The 18,584-nt window shown below is 69.5% G+C and carries 18 protein-coding genes; 12 read left to right on the plus strand and 6 right to left on the minus strand.

The genetic code is table 11. From position 1 onward, the window contains the following. Window positions 1-808 precede the first annotated feature (808 nt). Window positions 809-1,480: a hypothetical protein gene (locus tag AB0F98_RS15895; protein WP_357735063.1), complete on the plus strand. Its 672-nt coding sequence runs from the start codon at window positions 809-811 to the stop codon at window positions 1,478-1,480. Then, the gene (locus AB0F98_RS15900; protein ID WP_357735066.1) at window positions 1,464-2,282 is read left to right on the plus strand and encodes a class F sortase; all 819 of its coding nucleotides are present in this window, start codon (window positions 1,464-1,466) and stop codon (window positions 2,280-2,282) included. Before AB0F98_RS15895 ends, AB0F98_RS15900 begins: the two co-directional genes overlap by 17 nt. 483 nt (window positions 2,283-2,765) lie before the next feature. Here AB0F98_RS15900 and AB0F98_RS15905 read toward each other — a convergent pair whose 3' ends face one another. Next, the gene (locus tag AB0F98_RS15905; RefSeq protein ID WP_357735069.1) at window positions 2,766-3,647 is read right to left on the minus strand and encodes a CHRD domain-containing protein; all 882 of its coding nucleotides are present in this window, start codon (window positions 3,645-3,647) and stop codon (window positions 2,766-2,768) included. A gap of 352 nt (window positions 3,648-3,999) precedes the next feature. Here AB0F98_RS15905 and AB0F98_RS15910 point away from each other — a divergent pair, with 352 nt between their 5' ends. The 4 genes from AB0F98_RS15910 to AB0F98_RS15925 all read left to right on the plus strand — a co-directional run bounded on the left by AB0F98_RS15910 (window position 4,000) and on the right by AB0F98_RS15925 (window position 6,768). Further along, a complete protein-coding gene (locus AB0F98_RS15910) occupies window positions 4,000-4,458 on the plus strand; it encodes a hypothetical protein (protein ID WP_357735072.1) in 459 nt (152 codons plus the stop codon). Window positions 4,459-4,775: 317 nt separating this feature from the next. Further along, complete coding sequence (locus tag AB0F98_RS15915) at window positions 4,776-5,132, plus strand: YciI family protein (RefSeq protein WP_357735075.1); 357 nt, start codon at window positions 4,776-4,778, stop codon at window positions 5,130-5,132. Window positions 5,133-5,137: 5 nt separating this feature from the next. Then, window positions 5,138-5,527, plus strand: coding sequence for a YciI family protein (locus tag AB0F98_RS15920; RefSeq protein WP_357735078.1), 390 nt, complete (start codon window positions 5,138-5,140; stop codon window positions 5,525-5,527). Beyond that, window positions 5,524-6,768 carry a DUF6596 domain-containing protein gene (locus tag AB0F98_RS15925; protein WP_357735081.1) on the plus strand — a complete coding sequence of 415 codons (1,245 nt, stop codon included), beginning with the start codon at window positions 5,524-5,526 and terminating at the stop codon, window positions 6,766-6,768. The genes AB0F98_RS15920 and AB0F98_RS15925 overlap by 4 nt, the downstream gene beginning before the upstream one ends. Window positions 6,769-6,797: 29 nt before the next feature. Here the strand turns inward: AB0F98_RS15925 and AB0F98_RS15930 are convergent, their stop codons facing one another. Next, entirely contained in the window at window positions 6,798-7,481 is a 684-nt protein-coding gene (locus AB0F98_RS15930) for an alpha/beta hydrolase (RefSeq protein ID WP_357735084.1), read from the minus strand. Between the two features lie 54 nt (window positions 7,482-7,535). On the opposite strand from AB0F98_RS15930, the gene AB0F98_RS15935 reads away from it, so the two are divergent. Both AB0F98_RS15935 and AB0F98_RS15940 read left to right on the plus strand, forming a co-directional pair. Next, window positions 7,536-8,540 (plus strand): WYL domain-containing protein, encoded by a 1,005-nt coding sequence (locus AB0F98_RS15935; protein ID WP_357735087.1) that lies wholly within the window; start codon window positions 7,536-7,538, stop codon window positions 8,538-8,540. A 367-nt stretch (window positions 8,541-8,907) separates the two neighbouring features. Continuing rightward, window positions 8,908-9,528 carry a YdeI/OmpD-associated family protein gene (locus AB0F98_RS15940; RefSeq protein ID WP_357735090.1) on the plus strand — a complete coding sequence of 207 codons (621 nt, stop codon included), beginning with the start codon at window positions 8,908-8,910 and terminating at the stop codon, window positions 9,526-9,528. Between the two features lie 67 nt (window positions 9,529-9,595). Here AB0F98_RS15940 and argS read toward each other — a convergent pair whose 3' ends face one another. Both argS and AB0F98_RS15950 read right to left on the minus strand, forming a co-directional pair. Further along, window positions 9,596-11,314, minus strand: a complete 1,719-nt coding sequence (gene argS / locus AB0F98_RS15945) for an arginine--tRNA ligase (RefSeq protein WP_357735695.1) — start codon at window positions 11,312-11,314, stop codon at window positions 9,596-9,598. Window positions 11,315-11,585: 271 nt separating this feature from the next. Next, on the minus strand, window positions 11,586-12,329 hold the full coding sequence (locus tag AB0F98_RS15950; RefSeq protein ID WP_357735093.1) for a serine/threonine protein kinase: 744 nt from the start codon (window positions 12,327-12,329) through the stop codon (window positions 11,586-11,588). A gap of 887 nt (window positions 12,330-13,216) precedes the next feature. Between AB0F98_RS15950 and AB0F98_RS15955 the strand changes: the two genes are divergently transcribed. The 4 genes from AB0F98_RS15955 to AB0F98_RS15970 all read left to right on the plus strand — a co-directional run bounded on the left by AB0F98_RS15955 (window position 13,217) and on the right by AB0F98_RS15970 (window position 16,872). Continuing rightward, complete coding sequence (locus AB0F98_RS15955; protein WP_357735096.1) at window positions 13,217-13,519, plus strand: DUF4193 domain-containing protein; 303 nt, start codon at window positions 13,217-13,219, stop codon at window positions 13,517-13,519. 672 nt (window positions 13,520-14,191) lie between these two features. Next, window positions 14,192-15,619, plus strand: a complete 1,428-nt coding sequence (locus AB0F98_RS15960) for a DEAD/DEAH box helicase (protein ID WP_357735099.1) — start codon at window positions 14,192-14,194, stop codon at window positions 15,617-15,619. Between the two features lie 183 nt (window positions 15,620-15,802). Beyond that, window positions 15,803-16,006 (plus strand): cold-shock protein, encoded by a 204-nt coding sequence (locus AB0F98_RS15965; RefSeq protein WP_189047677.1) that lies wholly within the window; start codon window positions 15,803-15,805, stop codon window positions 16,004-16,006. Beyond that, window positions 16,006-16,872 (plus strand): 50S ribosomal protein L11 methyltransferase, encoded by an 867-nt coding sequence (locus AB0F98_RS15970; protein WP_357735104.1) that lies wholly within the window; start codon window positions 16,006-16,008, stop codon window positions 16,870-16,872. Before AB0F98_RS15965 ends, AB0F98_RS15970 begins: the two co-directional genes overlap by 1 nt. Before the next feature lie 166 nt (window positions 16,873-17,038). Here the strand turns inward: AB0F98_RS15970 and AB0F98_RS15975 are convergent, their stop codons facing one another. Beyond that, entirely contained in the window at window positions 17,039-17,893 is an 855-nt protein-coding gene (locus AB0F98_RS15975) for an NAD(P)H-binding protein (RefSeq protein WP_357735698.1), read from the minus strand. Between the two features lie 351 nt (window positions 17,894-18,244). Further along, window positions 18,245-18,580, minus strand: coding sequence for a hypothetical protein (locus AB0F98_RS15980; protein ID WP_357735107.1), 336 nt, complete (start codon window positions 18,578-18,580; stop codon window positions 18,245-18,247). Window positions 18,581-18,584 lie beyond the last annotated feature (4 nt).

Raw genomic sequence — 18,584 nt, forward strand, 5'->3', positions numbered from 1 at the left:
CCGCAGTGGGTGGTGCAGGGGCGCTGAGGGGTCACTCTTGATTCGGAAGATGGCCGCGTTCCGGGGGCCGTTCATCGACCGGTCGCGTGGTCTGCTCGGCCAGCGCGACGATGATTCCCCCGTGGCCGCGGAGCCAGCAGAGAGGGTCTTGTTCTCGTACTGCAGAAGCTCGCAGACAAGTTGTCGTACCGCACCCCTGACCCCAAAGGCGTCCGAGGCAGCGTTCCTTCGCAGGACGTGAGCCTCTGGAGTGAGCAGTTCGGTGCCGAGAGGGCGCGCCGATCATGTTGATCGTGGGGCTCGATGTCGCAGGGCATCCTGCGGCCGGACGAGTTCGTCGGCTGCCTGAGCACCGGAGGCCGGCGGGCGATCCGGTACGAGCACCGTGACGCCGGCATGCCGGGCACCGTCGGCTTCGCGGCGGAGCGTTCACCTGGGACGACATCGAACCGACGTGTACCGCGTGCTGGACGCCCATCGTGTGTAAACCGCGTACCTGGTCGGCCACTCGGCGGGCGGGTTACCCGGGCAGCCCGTCGCCGTGGAGCGGCTGGAGGCGCGGTTCACTGACCGTCATCGGTTCGGGCCACCAAGACCCCGTACATGGCAGCGCCACCGTCGGCACCGAGCCGCTACCAGACTCAGACGGACATAACGGCTGTTACCGCACGTTGGACGCGAATTAACTTCTTGTGGCATGACCAAGGCCGGATGTTACGGAATCCGGAAGTTCCTCTCGTTACGCATGAATCCGCCTAACGTTCGACATGGCTCATCGCACTGAGCCCGACCAGAAGGAGTGAGGAACATGTCGACGAGATTCTTGACCAAGCTCGCCGGCGGGGTGGTGCTGGGCAGTGCTGCTCTGCTGCTCGCCGCGCCCGCCACCGCGCTCGCCGCGGGCGACGAAGAAGCCAAGGAGCCCAAGGCCTCGAACCAGGGGCAGGAGTCGAGGAAGAAGTCACACGAGGAGCCCAAGACGTTCGACCTGAAGGACAAGGAGGGTAACGGCGTCACCTGCGCGACCACCGAGCAGATCAACGAGCAGAACATCGTCAACATCATCAAGGACAACACCATCAAGAACAGCGTCGTCACCTTCAACCTGCGGGCGCAGCAGGCGGCGTCGAACTCCATCGGGCCCCTGCCCAACACCGTCGTCGTCTGCATCCGGGACATCGATGTGGACGTGGACGTGAAGACCAACCTGCTCAGCGACCTCCTCGCGATGGTCGAGGCGAATCTCGACGAGGCCGGTTCGCCGGTCGGCAGCGCCCCGGCGGCTGCCGGCGCCTACGCGGGTCCGGACGGCGCCTGGATTTTGCCGAAGACGGCCGCCGTCGCGGCCGGTGACGGTGGCTCGCTCTCCGACACCAACACCGGTGCTCTGACGGCGATCGGTGCCAGCATGATGGGCGTGGGTGCGCTCGGCGGCATCGCGCTGCTACGTCGGCGGTCCGCCAATGGCACTGTCGCCTAAGGCGGCCAGGATCGCCAGCGGCCGCCACGGATTCCCGTGGCGCGCCGCTGGCATCTTCCTGGTCGTCCTTGTCACGCTCGGCGGAGCAGGATTGATCGGGATCGCGGCCATGGCTCCCGATCCCGTCCGGCCGCCACAGCCCGACCTCGCCGCCGCACCGCCGTCCCTGGCGTCACCGTCGGAGGCCGATCCCACCACACCGACTCCGACTCCGACTCCGACTCCGACAGCGACTCGGAAGGCGACGCCGAGCAAAGCCAAAGCGTCGCCGACCACCGGGGTGACTCAAGGCGAGGCGCGCAGTGTTCGCGGCCTGCCGACATTGGCCGGGATGCCGCGTTCGCAACCCACCCGCATCAAGATCCCGCGGATCGGCGTAGACGCGCCGACGACTCCGCTCGGGCTGGACAAGAACCAGCAGATCGCGGTCCCGCCGTTGAACCAGCCCAAGACGGCCGGGTGGTACAAGCTGGGACCAAGCCCCGGCGAGGTCGGGACCGCGGTGGTGGTGGGCCACGTCGACTCACGCGCCACCGGTCGGGCAGTCTTCTTCCGTTTGGGCGAGCTGAAGCCGAAGGACACCATCGAAGTGCTCCGCGCAGACGGCAAGAAGGCCCGTTTCATCGTCGACGGCGTGGCCCGCTACCCGAAGAAGCAGCTCCCGCTGAAATTGGTCTACGGCCACACCGGCAAGGCACAGCTGCGCGTGATCACCTGCGGTGGTGACTATGACAAGGCAGCGCGGTCGTACAAGGACAACATCGTGGTGTTCGCGACTCTAGCCTCCGCCCCTGCCGGCTGAGGCGTTGGTCGGCGAGACCCAGGCCGGGTGGCCGGCGGTGACTCCGCCACCGAATACCAACGCTCGGCGGTACCGGTTGGACCGATGTCAGGCTTCGCCGGACGGGGACCAGGTGCGGCGCCCTACCGGCCGAACGACCTGTCTCCGTCCGGCGAGGCTGGTAGCCCTCGTGGTGCTCGGCGAGCAGGTGAGCGACTGCGGGCTGCGTCCATGGAAGTGATGTACGACTTGCCCTCATGGGCGTGTTGCAAGGATGAGAGACGGCCACGGCGCGATCCTCCGAGACGGCTAAGTCGAACGAAGTGATGCGCGATGGCCGCATATAAACGTGAGCCCTGTTGAGCTGCTGTGCGACCGCAGATCGCGGGCGCGTCGCCTGAGGTTTACAGGCGCCGTCTTGCGGACTGTTGGGCGGCTTCAATAAGCGGACGGGCCCGCGGTGGTCTCCGCGGGCCCGCCCGGCCCTGATGCCGGCAGTGCCGGTTAGCGTCGGTTGAAGAGCTGGCCGCGTACGGCCCCGCCGGGGAATTCGACGGTGTGCAGGTTGGCGTAGTAGTCCGACGGGTGCTCGGCGATGTCCTTGACGAGCGCGGAGTCGACACCGGTGGCGGTACCGGAGATGGCCACGATCGTGGAGGGGACGGCCGTGCCGAACAGCGGGACGACCACCGGGCCGTTGGCGCCGAACCGCCCCTTGTGGATATGGCCGAGAGTCGGCTTGAGGCCCACCCAGGCGAACGAGTAATCGACCTGGGTGTTGCGGGCCTTGACGAAGGCGACCGCTCGTCCAGTCGGATCAGCGACGGCGGGCCCGTCGGCGACCGGGACCTCCTGGTCGCCGGAGAGGAACGCCTTCTCCATTCCCCCGTTCTTCAGCAGACCGAGCAGGTCGGTGGGCCGAGCGAGCTTGCTCAGCTGGCCGCGTACGGCGCCGGCGGGGAACTCCTCGGTGTGCAGGTTGAGGTAGAAGTTGCTCGGGTCGGCGCGGATCGCGTCGGCGGTGGCCCGATCATCGACGGTCACCACACCGGAGGCCGCGGTCGCCGTGTCCGGCATCGGCGTGGCGAACAGCGATAGTTTGATCGGACCGTTGACCTCGGCGCTCCCCTCGTGGATGTGACCCACCGTCGGGGCGCTGATGCCCGTCCAGGAGAAGGCGAATGTGACCCGGTCGCCCTGCACCCGGACGAGGCCGGTGGCGCTGCCGTCGCGGTCGCCGAGGATCCGCCCCGCTAATGCCGGCTGGCCCGGTGCCTGCACGAGGTTCAGGCCGTTCATCTCGGCCGCGAAGTAGCTCGGCTTGAGTTTGGCCCGTTCGATCGCGGCTGACTTGTCCGGCGTGGCGTTCGGCGCACCGTGCGTCATGTCGGCCATGTCATGGTCCGGCGGTGATGTCGCGGTGCTCGCGTGCGTGGCAGCGGACGGCGTGGCCGCCGTCACCGGGCTGCCCGCAGCCGCGACGAGAGTCAAACCAAGCGCCAGGCTCGACACAGCGAGAAGCGGAGCTCGCATGGAGCGTGTCCTTTCGGGGAGTGGGTGCCGTGCGGGTCTGCGTGGCACGACTCATCGCGGACACGAGTCGGGGAGGCTTCTGGTTCATGATCAATTCTGACGCGACGGATTGAACCGCAGGAAGCGATGACCCGTGTAAACGGCGACTCCATACGTCAACGGCTCGAAGGAGACTCCCATGCGCACTCCGATGATCATCCTCGGAGTGGCTCTGATCGCCACCACCGCCGCATGCGGCAGCACATCCGGTCCCGCCGGCCAGAGCGCACCGACCACCGCGGCAGGCCAGAGCGCCGGGGAGCAGAATGCGGTGCGCGTCCAGGTGGAGGAGTCGAGCCTCGGGCCCATCCTCACCGACCAGAACGGCCGGACCCTGTACGCGTTCCTCAACGACAAGGGCGGCACCAGCAGCTGCACCGACGAATGCGTCGCCACCTGGCCGGCTCTGATCAGTCGTGACCCCGCTACGACCGGGACGGGCGCTAGCCGAGAACTGCTTTCGCAAACCGACCGGGCGGAAGGAACCAACCAGGCCACGTACGGCGACTGGCCCCTCTACTACTACGTCGGTGACATCGGCCCTGGCGATGTCGACGGACAGGGTGTCGATGACGTGTGGTTCGTCGTCGGCGCCGATGGGAAGCTCATCAAGAAGACGCCGTAGCTGCATGTCGTCCTCGGGTTCGGCGCACCTGGACCGCTTGTCGCTGCCCGTGGACGACCGCTCCTTGGGTGGTTGGCGACGACGCAGCACGGTGATAAGTCGCGGACGCCCCGATCAGCGGGTCCTCGTGGGCGCCGGGACGGTCCACGGCAACCGGTCCCCATACGCCCGGGGTGCCACGAGCCGTCACGCTCAATTTCCGGGATGGTGTCGTATCAAGGCCTAGCCGTTCGTGGAACCAGTGTGCGGCGGCCGGCTGGGCCGCCGGACACGAGGAGTCGGGAAGGCCCTCGTCCCGGGACTGAGAGGAGACGACCATGACGGAGTACCTGATCACCTTCAATGATGAGTGGGTGCCCGCCCATACGGCGGAGGAGATACGCGAGAAGGGCACGGCCGGCCGGGCCGTGATCGAGGAGATGCGGACCCAGGGTGTCCTGATTTTCAGCAACGGCGGACTCGACCGGTCCACCGCGGTGTGCAGTGTCGAGGCCGTAGACGGCAAACCCGTGTTCACCGACGGCCCGTACGTCGAGACCAAAGAGCACCTCGGCGGCTTCGCTGTCGTGGACGTGCCCGACGACGAGGCCGCGCGGTACTGGGCCGGCAGGCTCGCGACCGCGCTTGACTGGCCGCAGGAGGTGCACCGGTTCCGAGGTCCCGGGGAAAAGTGAGCGAGGTGCCCAGGTACCTGCTGTCCGTCTACGGACCGGCCGAGCGCACCGAGGTCGACGCCTCCCCCTCCGAGGAGGCCACGCTGCGGACGTTCGCCGCCACCCACGCTTTCACCGAGAGGCTCCGGAGGGACAGCCACGTCGTCTTCGCCGACGGCCTGGAGCCCCCCGCGACGGCCACCACCGTCGACGGGCAGGGCGAGAAGCCGGCCTTCACCGACGGGCCCTACCTGGAGACGAAGGAGCACCTCGACAGGTTCTGGGTCATCGAGGCGGCCGACCTCGACGTGGCGTTGGCACTCGCCGCCGAGGGGTCGAAGAAAGCGTGCCGCGGCACGGTCGAGGTGCGTCCCTTCCGAACCGGGGAACCCGTCCGAACGCCGCCGGCGCCGTGACCGGTCCCAGCGTCGAGCAGGCGATCACCCGTGTCCACCACGAGGAGTGGGCGCGGGTGGTCGCCGGCCTCGCGCGCCGTTTCGGTGACCTCGACGTCGCCGAGGAGGCGACGGCCGAAGCGTTCCTAGCGGCTGCGGAGCGGTGGCCGGGCGATGGCGTACCGCCCAATCCCGGGGGTTGGCTCGCCATCACCGCGTCCCGCAAGGCGATCGACCGGATCCGTCGCGAGTCACAGCGCGACGCCAAACACCAGGAGGCGCGGCTCGTGTACGACGACAGCCTTCCTGAGCCGACCGGCCCGGTCGAGGACGACCGGCTCAGGCTGATCTTCACCTGCTGCCACCCGGCGCTCGCCGTGGAGGCGCGGGTGGCGCTCACCCTCCGCCTGCTCGGCGGCCTCACCGTCCCCGAGATCGCCCGCGCCTTTCTGGTGCAGGAGACCACGATGGCGCGGCGGATCACGCGCGCCAAGGCAAAGATCAAAGCGGCGCACATTCCGTACCGGGTACCGTCGGCTGACGACATCCGCGAGCGGCTCGCCGGCGTGCTCGCGGTCGTCTACCTCGTCTTCAACGAGGGCTATCTCGCCGGCGAGGGGGACGACCCGGTGCGCGTCGACCTCACCGACGAGGCAATCCGCCTCGGTCGTCTGCTCCGAACTCTCCTCCCGGAGCACGGCGAGGTAGTCGGCCTGCTTGCCCTGATGCTCCTCACCGACGCCCGACGGCCGGCGCGGGTGTCCCGCACCGGGGAGCTGGTGACTCTCGACGAGCAGGACCGCGGCGCATGGGACCGTACCCTCATCGCGGAGGGCAAGGCCCTGGTCCGCGAGCGGATCGAGGCGGTAGCGGCCGGCGGTGACCCGCCCGGGCGCTACCAGCTGCAGGCCGCGATCAACATGGTCCACACGGATGCCCCGTCCGCCCGGGACACCGACTGGTCCACCATCGTCGCTCTCTACGGGCGCCTGGTGCTGCTCGATCCCTCGCCGATCGTGCGGCTCAACCGGGCGGTCGCGATCGCCGAAGTCGACGGCCCCGGGGTCGGGCTCGCCGAGATCGACCGGCTGGCCGAGGCCCTCGACGGCTACCACGCTTTCCACGCCGCGCGCGCCGACCTGTTACGGCGGCTCGGGCTCGGCGGCGAGTCGCGGGCGGCGTACGACCGGGCCATTGGTCTCGCCGGCAATCCCGCGGAGCGGGCCTACCTCACCCGCCGCCGCGACCAGCTCGCCGCATGACCGGCACGCCGAATCAGCCCCGCGCCGGGCTACACCGCAGCCAGGATCCGCGCGAGCTCTGCCGGCTGCGTCAGCATCGGCCAGTGCCCGGAATCGATGTCGACCAGGTCGACGTGCTTGGCCCGGGCGAGGTCCGGGATGTCGCCCGCAGCGATCCAGGCCCGCGCCTGCTCCGGCGTGAACTCGGGGCAGACGATCACGACAGGTATGTCGAACCGCCACTCATCCGTCAGTCGTACGACGCCCCTGGCCACGCCCACCGGGACCGGGATCGCGGCAGCCTCGAACGCTCGCCGCGCCTGCTCGTCCAGGTCGGCCGCGTCGGCGCCTTCGAACGGGTCCCAGCCGGGGAACGGCATGACGCCGTCGGTGATCTCGAAGAAGTCCGCGTACGGCTGCCCGTCGTCCGAGGGGAACCCGCCGATCAGCACCACCTTCTCGATCCGACCGGGCCGCGCGTCGGCTGCCATCCAGGCCAGGGTGCAGGCGGCGGAGTGCCCCACCACCACCGACCTGCCGCGGCCCGCGTCCACGGCGGCAAGCACCGCGGTCATCTGGTCGGCCAAGGCCGCTGAAGAATTCCCGTCGCCCTGACCGGGCAGGGTCACCGGCACCGGGTGGTGGCCTCTGTCCCTCAGCTCCGACGCGACACCGGTCCACGCCGATGCGTCGAGCCACAGGCCACCCAGAAGCACGATCTGTTCTGCGGTCATCGCATCAACCTAGAGGCAATTCCGGACGATATCCTTCCGGGTATTCTCGCCGCCGTGCCAACCGGTCCGAGTCCCACCGCCCGGGCGCTGCGCGCGCTCGAGATCCTGTATGAACGTCCCGGCACGACTGCGGACCAACTCGCCTCGCTCCTGGGCGTGACGGAACGGGCCGCGCGGCGCTACGTCGGTATCCTTCGCGAGGCCGGCATCCCGGTCGAGTCGACCCGCGGGCCGTACGGGGGCTACCGACTGGGCCGCGGCACCCGGCTGCCGCCCGTCGTCTTCACTCAGGAACAGGCCCTCGGTCTGGTCATGGCCGTGCTCGACGGGCAGCCGAACGCCATCGACGCCGACGACCCGGTCGGCTCGGCGCTCAGCAGGGTGATCCGGGCACTTCCGGAAAGCGTTGGACGGCAGGCAGCGGCGCTACGGGCCTACGCCGCGGCCACCCCCGACCGGCATTCGGCCCGCCCGAATCCCACCATCACCAGTGCCCTTGTCACCGCCGTCGCCGATCGGCGCCGCATCGAGGTCACCTACCGAGGCGGGAGCGGCGAGGAGCGGGACACTGAGGTCGACCCGTGGGCCGTCGTGGTGCGGTACGGACGCTGGTACCTGCTGTGCCATTCGCGCCGCGCGGACGCGATCCGCACGTACCGGGTCGACCGGATCCGGTCCGTACGGCAGACTCCGCACACCTTCACACCACCCGAGGACCTGGATCCGGTGGCCGCGCTCGAGGAGAACCTGGGCGCGGGATGGACGTACCCCACCCGGGTGGTGTTCCACGCGCCGTGGGAGCAGGTGGCCCCCTGGATCCGGCCGCCGATGGGCCGCCTCCAGCCGGACGGCGACCGGTGCGTACTGGTCGGCAGCACCGGAAACCCCGCGATGTACGCGCAGGAGTGGCTCGCCCCGGTCCCGTTCGACTTCTCCGCGGAAGAAGGCCCCGAACTGCGTGCCGCCGTGGCGGCGGTCGCGGCCCGCTTCGGCGCGGCTGTCTCGCGTTCGGCCGTGGACCACGGCGGGGAAGAACGGTTCATCGGGCACGGCGATTGACCGGAACCGGGACTCGAAGTCTTCGAAGAACGACGTCCCGGCCGCCAGAAGAGTTGTCCGACCGGGGCTGTGCGATTACCGATCCAGTCACGGGTTGGGTGTTTCGTCCACTAGATCGGCTTCCGGCCCGGGTCATCCGTACTGCCGATCGGCGGCCGGCGGCGCCGCCTCCTGGCCGGGTCGCGGCGACTCTCAAGCCTCGAACGAGCGCAACAGGAGTGACATCCGGTCGCGGAATCCGGCGGCGATGCCCGGGGTGTGCCCCGCGCAACGCTGTCACAGGCGAGCACGAGTCCTGATCGGACGATCACGCCACCCGATCCGACGCCTGGCACCGGTCCCCGGGCAGCAGGACTAGCATGCCGTCATGGCGAGCACCGAACTGGATGAGCTGATCGTCGCGGACGCCGAGGCGCTGCGCGCATGGTTGTCAGCCAATCACGCCACATCGCCCGGCGTCTGGCTCGCCCTCACCAGGAAAGGCGGCACAGCCACCACGCTGACCTGGCAGCAGGCCGTCGACGAGGCCCTCTGCTTCGGCTGGATCGACGGGCAGACCCGCAAACGGGATCAGGAAACCTCCTGGATCCGGTTCACCCCGCGCACACCCCGCAGTTCCTGGTCGCAACGCAACGTGGCCCACGTGGCGCGGCTGGAGTCGGAAGGGCGAATGCTGCCGCCAGGGCGGGCCGCGATAGAAGCCGCGAAAGCCGACGGGCGGTGGGCGGCGGCCTACGCCCCGCCGTCGGAAGCCGAGGTGCCCGCCGACCTGCTCGCCGCCATCGCCGCCGAACCCGCCGCCCAGGCCATGTTCGACGTACTCACCAAGACCAACCGTTTCGCCCTCATCTACCGCCTCAATGCCGTCAAACGGGCGCAGACCCGGGAGCGGAAGATCGGCGAGTTCGTCGCCATGCTGGCCCGCCACGAGACGATCTACCCGCAGAAGGCCAAGCCGGCGCACCCGCCGAAACCGGCGTCCGCCTGATCGACCGCGCATCGCCCGCCAGGCAGCGTGAACGGCGGCCGACGGACGAGTCGCCGGATCACCCTCATCACATCCGTTCCGGGGTCCGGATGCCGAGCAGGTAGAGACCTTGCCGGAGCACCCGGCCGGTCAGGTCGCACAGCACCAGCCTGCTCTCCCGGACCGGTCCGTCAGCCCGCAGCACCGGGCACCGCTCGTAGAACGTGCTGAACGTCGCGGCCAGCCGGTACAGGTACCCGGTGAGGTGGTGGAACTCCAGGTTCACCGCCACCTCGTCGACCGCCCTGCCGAAGCCGATCAGCTCGAAGGCGAGTGCCCGCTCGCCCGGCTCGGCCAGCGAGATTCCCGCTCCCGGCTGCGCCGCCACCCCTGCCCGCCGGAAGATCGACTGAATCCGCGAGTACGCGTACTGGAGATAGGGCGCGGTGTTGCCGTCCAGCGAAAGCATCCGCTCCCAGTCGAGCACGTAGTCCCGGTGCCGATCACTGGACAGGTCCGCGTACTTCACCGCGCCGATGCCGACCGCCCGGCCCACCTCGACCACCTCAGCCTCGTCCAGCTCCGGGTTCCGTTCCCTGGTCAACGCGGTGGCCCGAGCAATCGCCTCCGCCAGCAACCCGACCAGCTTCACCGACTCGCCGGCCCGGCTGCGCAGCATCCGCCCGTCCGATCCGAGGATCGAGCCGAACCCGACGTGCTCGGCCCGGGCCGGCGGAGCCAGCCATCCCGCCTGCGCGGCGGCGGCGTACACCATCTCGAAGTGCCGCCGCTGCGGCAGCCCGACCACGTAGAGCAGCCGGGTCGCCCCCAGCGTGCCGGTCCGGTGCCGGATCGCCGCCAGGTCGGTCGCCGGGTAGCCGTACCCACCGTCGGACTTGCGCACGATCAGCGGCAGCGGCGCGCCGTCCCGCCCGACGGCGCCGGGCGGGAACACGCAGGCCGCGCCTTCGCTCTCTCGCAGCAGTCCGAGCCGATCCAGGTCCTCGACCACCGGGCCGAGCAGCGCGTTATAGCTGCTCTCACCGTGGAAGTCCCGCTCGGTGAGGGTCACGTCGAGCAGGTCGTACACGGTCAGGAAGTAGCGCTCGGACTGTTCCACCAGCAGCCGCCACAGCCGCAGCGTCGCCTCGTCACCACCCTGCAATGCCACCACCCGCTGTCGGGACCGTTCCCGGAACACCTCGCCGGCGTCGAACTTGGCCCGAGCCGCCTTGTAGAACGAGTCCAGGTCACCCATCGACAGATCCTGCGCCGCCTCGGCCTCGCCCAGGTCGACCAGGTGCTCGATCAGCATGCCGAACGGCGTACCCCAGTCGCCCAGATGGTTGGCCCGCAGCACCCGGTGCCCCAGCCACTCCAGCAGCCGGGCCGCCGCGTCGCCGATCACCGTCGATCGCAGGTGCCCGACGTGCATCTCCTTCGCCACATTCGGCGCCGAGTAGTCGACAACCACGGTCTCCGGCGAGGCCGCCACCGGCACTCCCAGCCGCGGGCTGGCGGCCAGCGTGCGGACCAGCCCGGCCAAGGCCTCGTCGGCGACGGTCAGGTTGAGAAAGCCCGGCCCGGAGATCTCCACCACACTGCACAGGTCGGCCAGCTCGGCGTACCGCAGCACCTCGGCGGCGATGGCACGCGGTGGCCGGCCGAGCCGCCGGGCCAGTGCCAGCGCCGCGTCGGACTGGAAATCAGCCCGCTGGGAGCGCCGCACAACGGGATCCACCGGCTCGTCCGCCACCCTCGCGAACGCCGGTGCCAGCCGTTCGGTAAGAAGTTTCTCCAAATCCATGGGTACGCCGTTCTCGCTCGAATCCGCAGCGCGGATCACCAGGTGAGGATGCGGGCGGACCGAGGACGGTCGACGACGACCGGCGGCTCGATCCGCCGGTCGCAGAGAAGGTCGCTCAGCGCAGGCGGTCGTCGGACCGCCGGCGTCGCAGCGCGCCGAACAGGACGTCGAGGGACGCCGCCGGGAACGCGCACGAGCTGATCATGCCAACACCCTAACGGGGCTGTCCGGCGGCGGCGCAAGCCTTTTTCCGAGCCGACGAATGCTCGTCTCAGGTCGTGCACGTGGCTCGCCACTCGGCCAGCAGCTTCACCACGTCGGGGTGTCGATCTTCTGGTGTCGGCCGGGTGGCGTGGTTCGCGAGCCGCCTCTGGGCCTGGGAGCCTCGCCAGCCATGTGGGGAGTCGAGCAGGTGCGTGATGGTGCGACCGAGCGTGTAGACCGTGGTCCGCTGGTCGATAACCGCACCCCGGACGAACTCTTCCGGGGCCATGTAACGGCGGGATCCGGGCAGGCGCTCGGCGTCGAGGGTGAAGGGGCCGGGCCGGTACTCGTCCAGGTCGATCAGCCACATGCGTCGGCTGTCGAAGTTGTAGAGGAAGCAGCCGTCATAGAGGTCGACCGCGACGTAACCGGCCGCGGTGACGGCCACGTGCGCGTCGAGGATGGTGGTGACAGCTGCCTCGACCTCGGGGAGGGGCAGCTGCTGGAACCGGGTAAGTGTGGCCCGGTTCGAGCCGTGCTTGGTGGCCTGGTTGAGAACCGCGCCGTCGTGCCAGGGGTAGACCAGCACGAGTCCGTCGGGGCGCTTGAGGACCCGTGCGGGGCGGATGATCGCTGGGTGTTGAACCGCGGTGTGAAACTGCGCGGCTCGGACAAGTGACGGGCGGGCCTGCACGGTGGTGGCCCTCTTGACGAACCAGCGACGCCCAGCGTCCTCGACGCCGTAGGACAGGCAGCCCGAGTCCTGGTCGGTGAAGACCGTGAACGCGGACGCGAGCGGCAGGCCGGCCATACGAGCGAACCTACGCCCTCAGATGGCCGCTCCGGTTCATCGAGGGTCACGAACCGCCTCGGCAGATCTCCCGGGTCGCATCTTGTGACGGTGCGTAACCGGCGATGGCATCGACGTGGTCGAGGAGGCGGCGGGCCGCGGTGATACCCGGACGCAGGATCCCGGCGGCGGCCGAGGCGACGCGCCCTTTGAGAAGTCTGCGCAGAGCCCCGCCCCCGGGTCGGCACCGTGGATCACTGCGCCCTGGTCGACCTGCCGATTCCCGGGTCTCGCTCCACCGGAGGTGAGCTCCGCGTTTGGAGCTCCTCGTCCTGACCTTGGTGCGGCCTTCATAGCTGTAGGCGCCTCCTCGGCTAAGATCGCGGCGTCACGCAGTTCGCCGAACTTCCGGCGGGTACTGCGTCCGCCTGTTGGCAACGGTCCGCAGGGAAGCCCCACGAATCCAGGGAGATTCCGATGCCGGAGCCTGAGCCCGTTCAAGACGCCCACGCCGAGGAAGCCGACCCGGCGACCACCACCGAACCCGAGACGGAGACCGACGAGCCCGCCGCTTATGCGAACCGGGCTGCCCGCCGAGGGAAGGGCAAGGTCGCCTCGCCGCAACCGCACGGGAAGGGTCAGCGCCTCAGCGGCCGGGGTTCGGTCCAGGGCCCACGCCAGTGGGGCAACCGCCGAAGCGGCTGATCCGTCGTCGGCACCCAGCTCCGGGTGTCCGCGGCGGTGGCAGCGGGCGGCACGCCCCCGCACCTCGGCCGTCTCACGCTGCCTTCGGCGCCCCTCCCATCCATCAGCGAGCGCTACCGTTGCACCGCTCAGTTGAGCGCCACGACGTGGGCTGCGGTCTACCGCCGCGACGCCCATAGATCAAAGCCGGAAAGGCCACCACCATGAGCAAGCCCATCGATTACGACGCACCTCGCCGACCTGCGGTTGAGGTCGAAGACGACAGTCTGGAGGAACTCAAGGCGCGAAGCTCGGCACCGCAGTCAGCAACAGTCGACCTCGACGAGGCCGACGCTGCCGAGAACTTCGAGCTGCCCGGCGCGGACCTGTCCGGGGAGGAACTGACGGTGGCGGTCGTGCCGATGCAGACGGACGAGTTCCGATGCACGCGCTGCTACCTGGTGCACCACCGCAGCCAGCTCGCCGCGCAGCCCGACGGCCGGCAGATCTGCCGGGAGTGCTCCTGACGTTCACCCGTCACGCCGAGGTTCCCCGGCACTCCGGACGACCACCCAGCCGTGCGCCGGCGGGGATCTCCGCGTCCACCGCCGCCGCCCGATCGTTCGTTCAGTCGTGAAACCCGCTGACTCACCCGCTCGAAAGCAGCCACCTGCGACGTGCCGAACCGGAACGCTCGCCGACTCCCACCGACCGGGCTGCGGCACGTCGTGACGCCTAACGCGTCGACGGCTTCCGGTCGGCGTCACCCTCGACACGGAACGGGGTGCGCAGGCGCGTCATCGCGGCCGAACTCACGTCGACGGCAGGTATGTGGTCGAAAGTCGCATTCGCTCCCGGTGCTTCACGGAACAAATTCGAGTCATGCACGGTTTCTTGAGTCAAGAGCTGCTCCAGGTTTCCGCGCCAACGCGCGTCCCACCCGCTCGCACATGCAAGCCGGGTGCCGAAAATGAGCGGGCCGGCTCCGGCCACTCGCCGGGGCGTCGGTTCCGTTTCGCGGGCCCGTGCAAACCCTAACTCAAAAGAGCCGTCGTGTGCGGCTCGGCCGGGGTGCGGGTAGATTGATCAACGAGTCCGTCGGTTTCCGACCACGGCCCGCATCTGATGTCGACCACCACGCGCCGCGACCAAACGGTCAGCACCGTGCAGGGCGACCCCTTCCACGTTCGGAGACACCCATGGCGGCACGCCGCCCCCAGAAGACACCCCTGGAAACACCCACCTCCTTCGCCGACCTCGGCGTGCCCGGTCGCCTGGTCGCCGCGCTCGAGCAGGCGGGAATCAGCACGCCATTCCCGATCCAGGCCGCCACGCTCCCGGACTCACTCGCCGGACGCGACGTGCTGGGCCGAGGCAGGACCGGATCGGGCAAGACGTACGCCTTCTCGCTTCCGGTCCTCGCCCGGCTCTCGGCCACCGCTGCTCCGCGGCTGCCCGGCCGCCCGCGCGCGCTCATCCTGGCGCCCACCCGCGAGCTGGCGACCCAGATCGAAGCGACGATCGCACCGCTGGCCACCGCGCTGTCACTACGAACCCTGACGATCTTCGGTGGGGTGAGCGCACGGCCGCAGGTCAGCGCGCTGCGTGCCGGGGTCGATATCCTCATCGCCTGTCCCGGCCGCCTCGCCGACCACGTTTCGAGCGGCCACGCGATCCTGGACGCCGTCGAGGTCACCGTGCTCGACGAAGCGGACCACATGGCCGACCTGGGCTTCCTGCCGGTCGTACGGCGGCTCCTCGACAAGACACCGCCCCGCTCGCAGCGGCTGCTGTTCTCGGCGACGCTCGACGCGGGCGTCGACGTCCTCGTGCGGCGGTATCTCTCCAATCCGGTCACCCACAGTGTCGACTCGGCGAAGTCCCCGGTCGCCGCGATGACCCACCACGTGCTCCGGGTGCGCCACGACGACCGGCTTCCCGTCCTGATCGACCTCACGGCCGCCCCGGGGCGAACGCTCGTGTTCACCCGCACCAAGCGGGGCGCCAAGAAACTGACCAGCCAACTGGTCGCTTCGGGCGTACCCGCCGTCGAGCTGCACGGCAACCTGGCGCAGAACGCCCGCACCCGCAATCTGGCGGCGTTCTCCGCCGGTGACGCCCGCGCGCTTGTCGCAACCGACATCGCGGCGCGCGGTATCCACATCGACGACGTGACTCTCGTGATCCACGCCGACCCGCCCGCCGAGCACAAGGCGTACCTGCACCGCTCGGGGCGGACCGCGCGTGCCGGAGCGAGCGGCACCGTCGTCACCCTGATGACCGACGACCAGGTCACCGACGTACGGAACCTCACCCGCCAGGCCGGCATCAACCCGACGATCACCGAGCTCAGGCCCGGCGACCCGCTGCTCACCGAACTCGCCCCGGGCGAGCGTCGCTTCGTGACGCCTCCCCCAGCGACGACGGCGCCACATCACGGGCGAGGCCACAGCGCAACGCGGCGCACGAATCCACGCGCGGCGGCAGGCGGATCGACCGCCGGCGCAACGCGCGGAAGGGGTTCGGAGAGCCGTCGCGCGAGTGCCGCCGAAACCACGTCCACGCCACGGGGCGCGGCGGCGTTCTCTGCCGGCACCCGAGTTGGCAGCCGGCGCGGTCAGCGCTAACCGCGAAGACACCGCGCGCCCGTGCTAGCCTCACCGAGTTGCAACCTTCGGTTTGTCGCATACTTTGCCAGCGCCTGGTGGGTATCTAACCCGCCAGGCGCTTTTGGTTCTGCCGGTTCTTCCGAACCAGCGGCGGCGGCAAGAGGACCGCAGGTGCTCCATTCGCTACTCGGAGGAGAAGACATGGCATTCGGCACAGTCAAGTGGTTCAACGCGGACAAGGGCTTCGGCTTCATCTCGCAGGACGGCGGCGGCGCCGACGTCTTCGCGCACTTCTCGGCCATCTCGTCGAGCGGGTTCCGCAGCCTGGAAGAGAACCAGCGGGTCGAGTTCGACGTCGAGCAGGGCCAGAAGGGCCTTCAGGCCGCCAACATCCGGCTGGTCTGATGTTGGCTCCGCCAAGCCGTGGCGACGAGATCTCGGCCGTCGCCACGGCGGTGGCTGAGACCACGGGCCGGCGAATGCCGGTTCGTACCGACAGCGGCGTCCTTCCCGGCCTCGAACCGCTGCTGTCGCAGGCGCTGTCCGCCCCCGCGTGCGCCGCCGGGGCCGGGGCCGACAGCATCGACCGGCTCCGGCTGGCCCCGGTGCCGCTGGTGCCGGAGGTGCGACTGGTCATGGCCGAGGACGCGATCCTCATCTGGGCACGACTCGAAGCCGCAGCGGGCCGGGTCCTCCCACCACCGTTCTGGGCGTCGGCCTGGGCCGGCGGTCAGGGTCTCGCGCGTTACATCCTCGACCACCCGGACACCGTGGCTGGTTGCCATGTCCTCGACGTCGCATCCGGCTCCGGATTGGTCGCCATCGCCGCAGCGATCGCCGGCGCCGCGAAGGTCACCGCCAACGACATCGATCCCTACTCGATCGCGGCGATCAACGCCAACGCCCACGCCAACGGCGTCGAGCTGACGCTGTCGTCGACCGACCTGCTCGACAGCGACGTCGACGGCGTGGATGTGGTGTTGGCCGGTGACGCGCTCTACCACCCGTCGGTGGCGGCCCGGATGCTGCCGTTCCTCGCCCGAGTCGCGACGAAGGGCACTCGGGTCCTTGTCGGCGATCCGGACCGGGGCCACCTGGCCCACGACTGGATGGAACGGCTGGCGACGTACGAGGTGCCGATCAGCGGCGCTCCGGAAGACGCGCAGCTGCAACTGACGAGCGTGCTCAAGCCGCGACGCGACAGCGTGGACAACCGGCGAGGCCAGGCCGGCCGCGGCTTCGGCCAGTTGATTCATCCAGCACATCCTTAGTGCCGCGATCGTCACGGCCCGTCTTGCGCAGGCATAACAACCTGCAGATCGATTCCTACTGTCTTCGAGGCGCGGCGGCGTACCGACGCCAACGCGAGCCGCCGCCGACACGTTCGATGCGGCGACGGAATGCGGTTCGGGCGGCGGCCGGCACCAGCCGCCGCGGCTACCCGGTCCAGCGGCCCTCGGCGGCGGTCCGGGCGACGTACTCCTCGAACGTCCTGGGTGGCCGACCGAGGACCCGTTCCACCCCGTCGGTGAGCGCCCCCGAGCCGTCCAGGCCGTCGCGGATGGCCACGCGGAGTGCCTGGTTCCTGCGCGCCACCTGAGGTGGCATCCCTCCGTCGAGCAACCGCTGGAGGTACGCCTCGGGTGTGATGTCGATGTATCGGATCGTGCGCCCGGTGGCCTTGCCGATGAGGTCCAACGCCTCCTCAAAGCCGATCGCCCGGGGACCGGTCAGTTCATAGATCTGGCCGTTGTGGCCGTCCTCGGTGAGCGTCGCCACCGCGACTTCCGATATGTCCTCCGCATCGATGAAGGACACCAGCCCGTCGCCGCAGGGCAGGTGAAGCGCCCCGTCGAGAACGCTTCGCAGCCAGATGCTCTCGCCGAAGTTCTGCGCGAACCAGGTCGGCCGGAGGAAGGTCCACTCGGCACCGGACCTGCGCACGGCGGCCTCCACGGCCCGGAACGGATGGTCGTCGTCTGCCACGCGCAGGCCGATGCCCGACAACATCACCATCCGCCGCACGCCAACGGCCGCCGCCTCGGACACGAACTCCTGGATGCGCGACACGCCCTCCGGAGTGAGCACCGGGTTGGGTGCCACAAGGTAGACGGCGGTGACGCCGTCGAGCGCGGGCGCCCAGGTCGTCGGGTCCACGAGGTCGAAGTGAACGTCGCCGCCGGCGCGGGCTGCCGACCGCACCGGCCGGCCGGCCGCTCTCAGCCGCCGGACGATGCCGCGGCCGGTCTTGCCGGTACCACCCACGACGAGGATCTCGCCAAGTTCGTTCATCACGCTGACAACCCTTCTGCCGGTCCATTCGGCGGTACGTCGACGAGCGCCGCGACCTTCCGGTGGCGTCGTACGTGTGGCCGCCGGGAGGCCGAGGCCTCGGGTGGGGGTCCGGTGCTTCCGGCGCGGTCGCTACCCGGAGATGAGCGTCGCCGCTGCCGGGACGGGCATCGGAACCGACGCCGAACGCCGTACGGCCGGCGATGCGAGGTTCGAGCAGCCGGCTGCCGGTGCGGCGAGGCCGGCCGCCGGGGCTGCCTCGGTGCGGGCGGACTTGCGAGCACGAACCGCGCGCCGCCGTGGGCCCAGCCAGTACCGCCACCGATACGGCAAGCCGACGGCGTCAGTTCGTCATTCGACGATGGACGGTTGGGGAACCGGGTGAGGCCGGATTCCGGGAAACGGCTGCTGCACGATCTGCCGGCCGATGCCCCGAGAACCGCCGGTGACGATCGCTACCCGCTGCGCCGTGCCCATGTCGAGCCTCCGTTGACCCATGTTTGTTCTGTTGACAGCACGAGTCTGCCCGCGCATCAGCATTACAACCAACGAATCATTTTGATCGGCCGCATCTCTATCGTTGATCCGGCGAATATCCGGATAACCGGAAGCAGCCTGCTCACGTTCAGAGAGAACGGGTTCCCACGTCCCCCTGCCGCGCACCCGGCATTCGGAGATTCTGTGCATCGGG

This window comes from Micromonospora sp. NPDC023737 (assembly GCF_040639715.1).
Lineage (GTDB): Bacteria > Actinomycetota > Actinomycetes > Mycobacteriales > Micromonosporaceae > Micromonospora.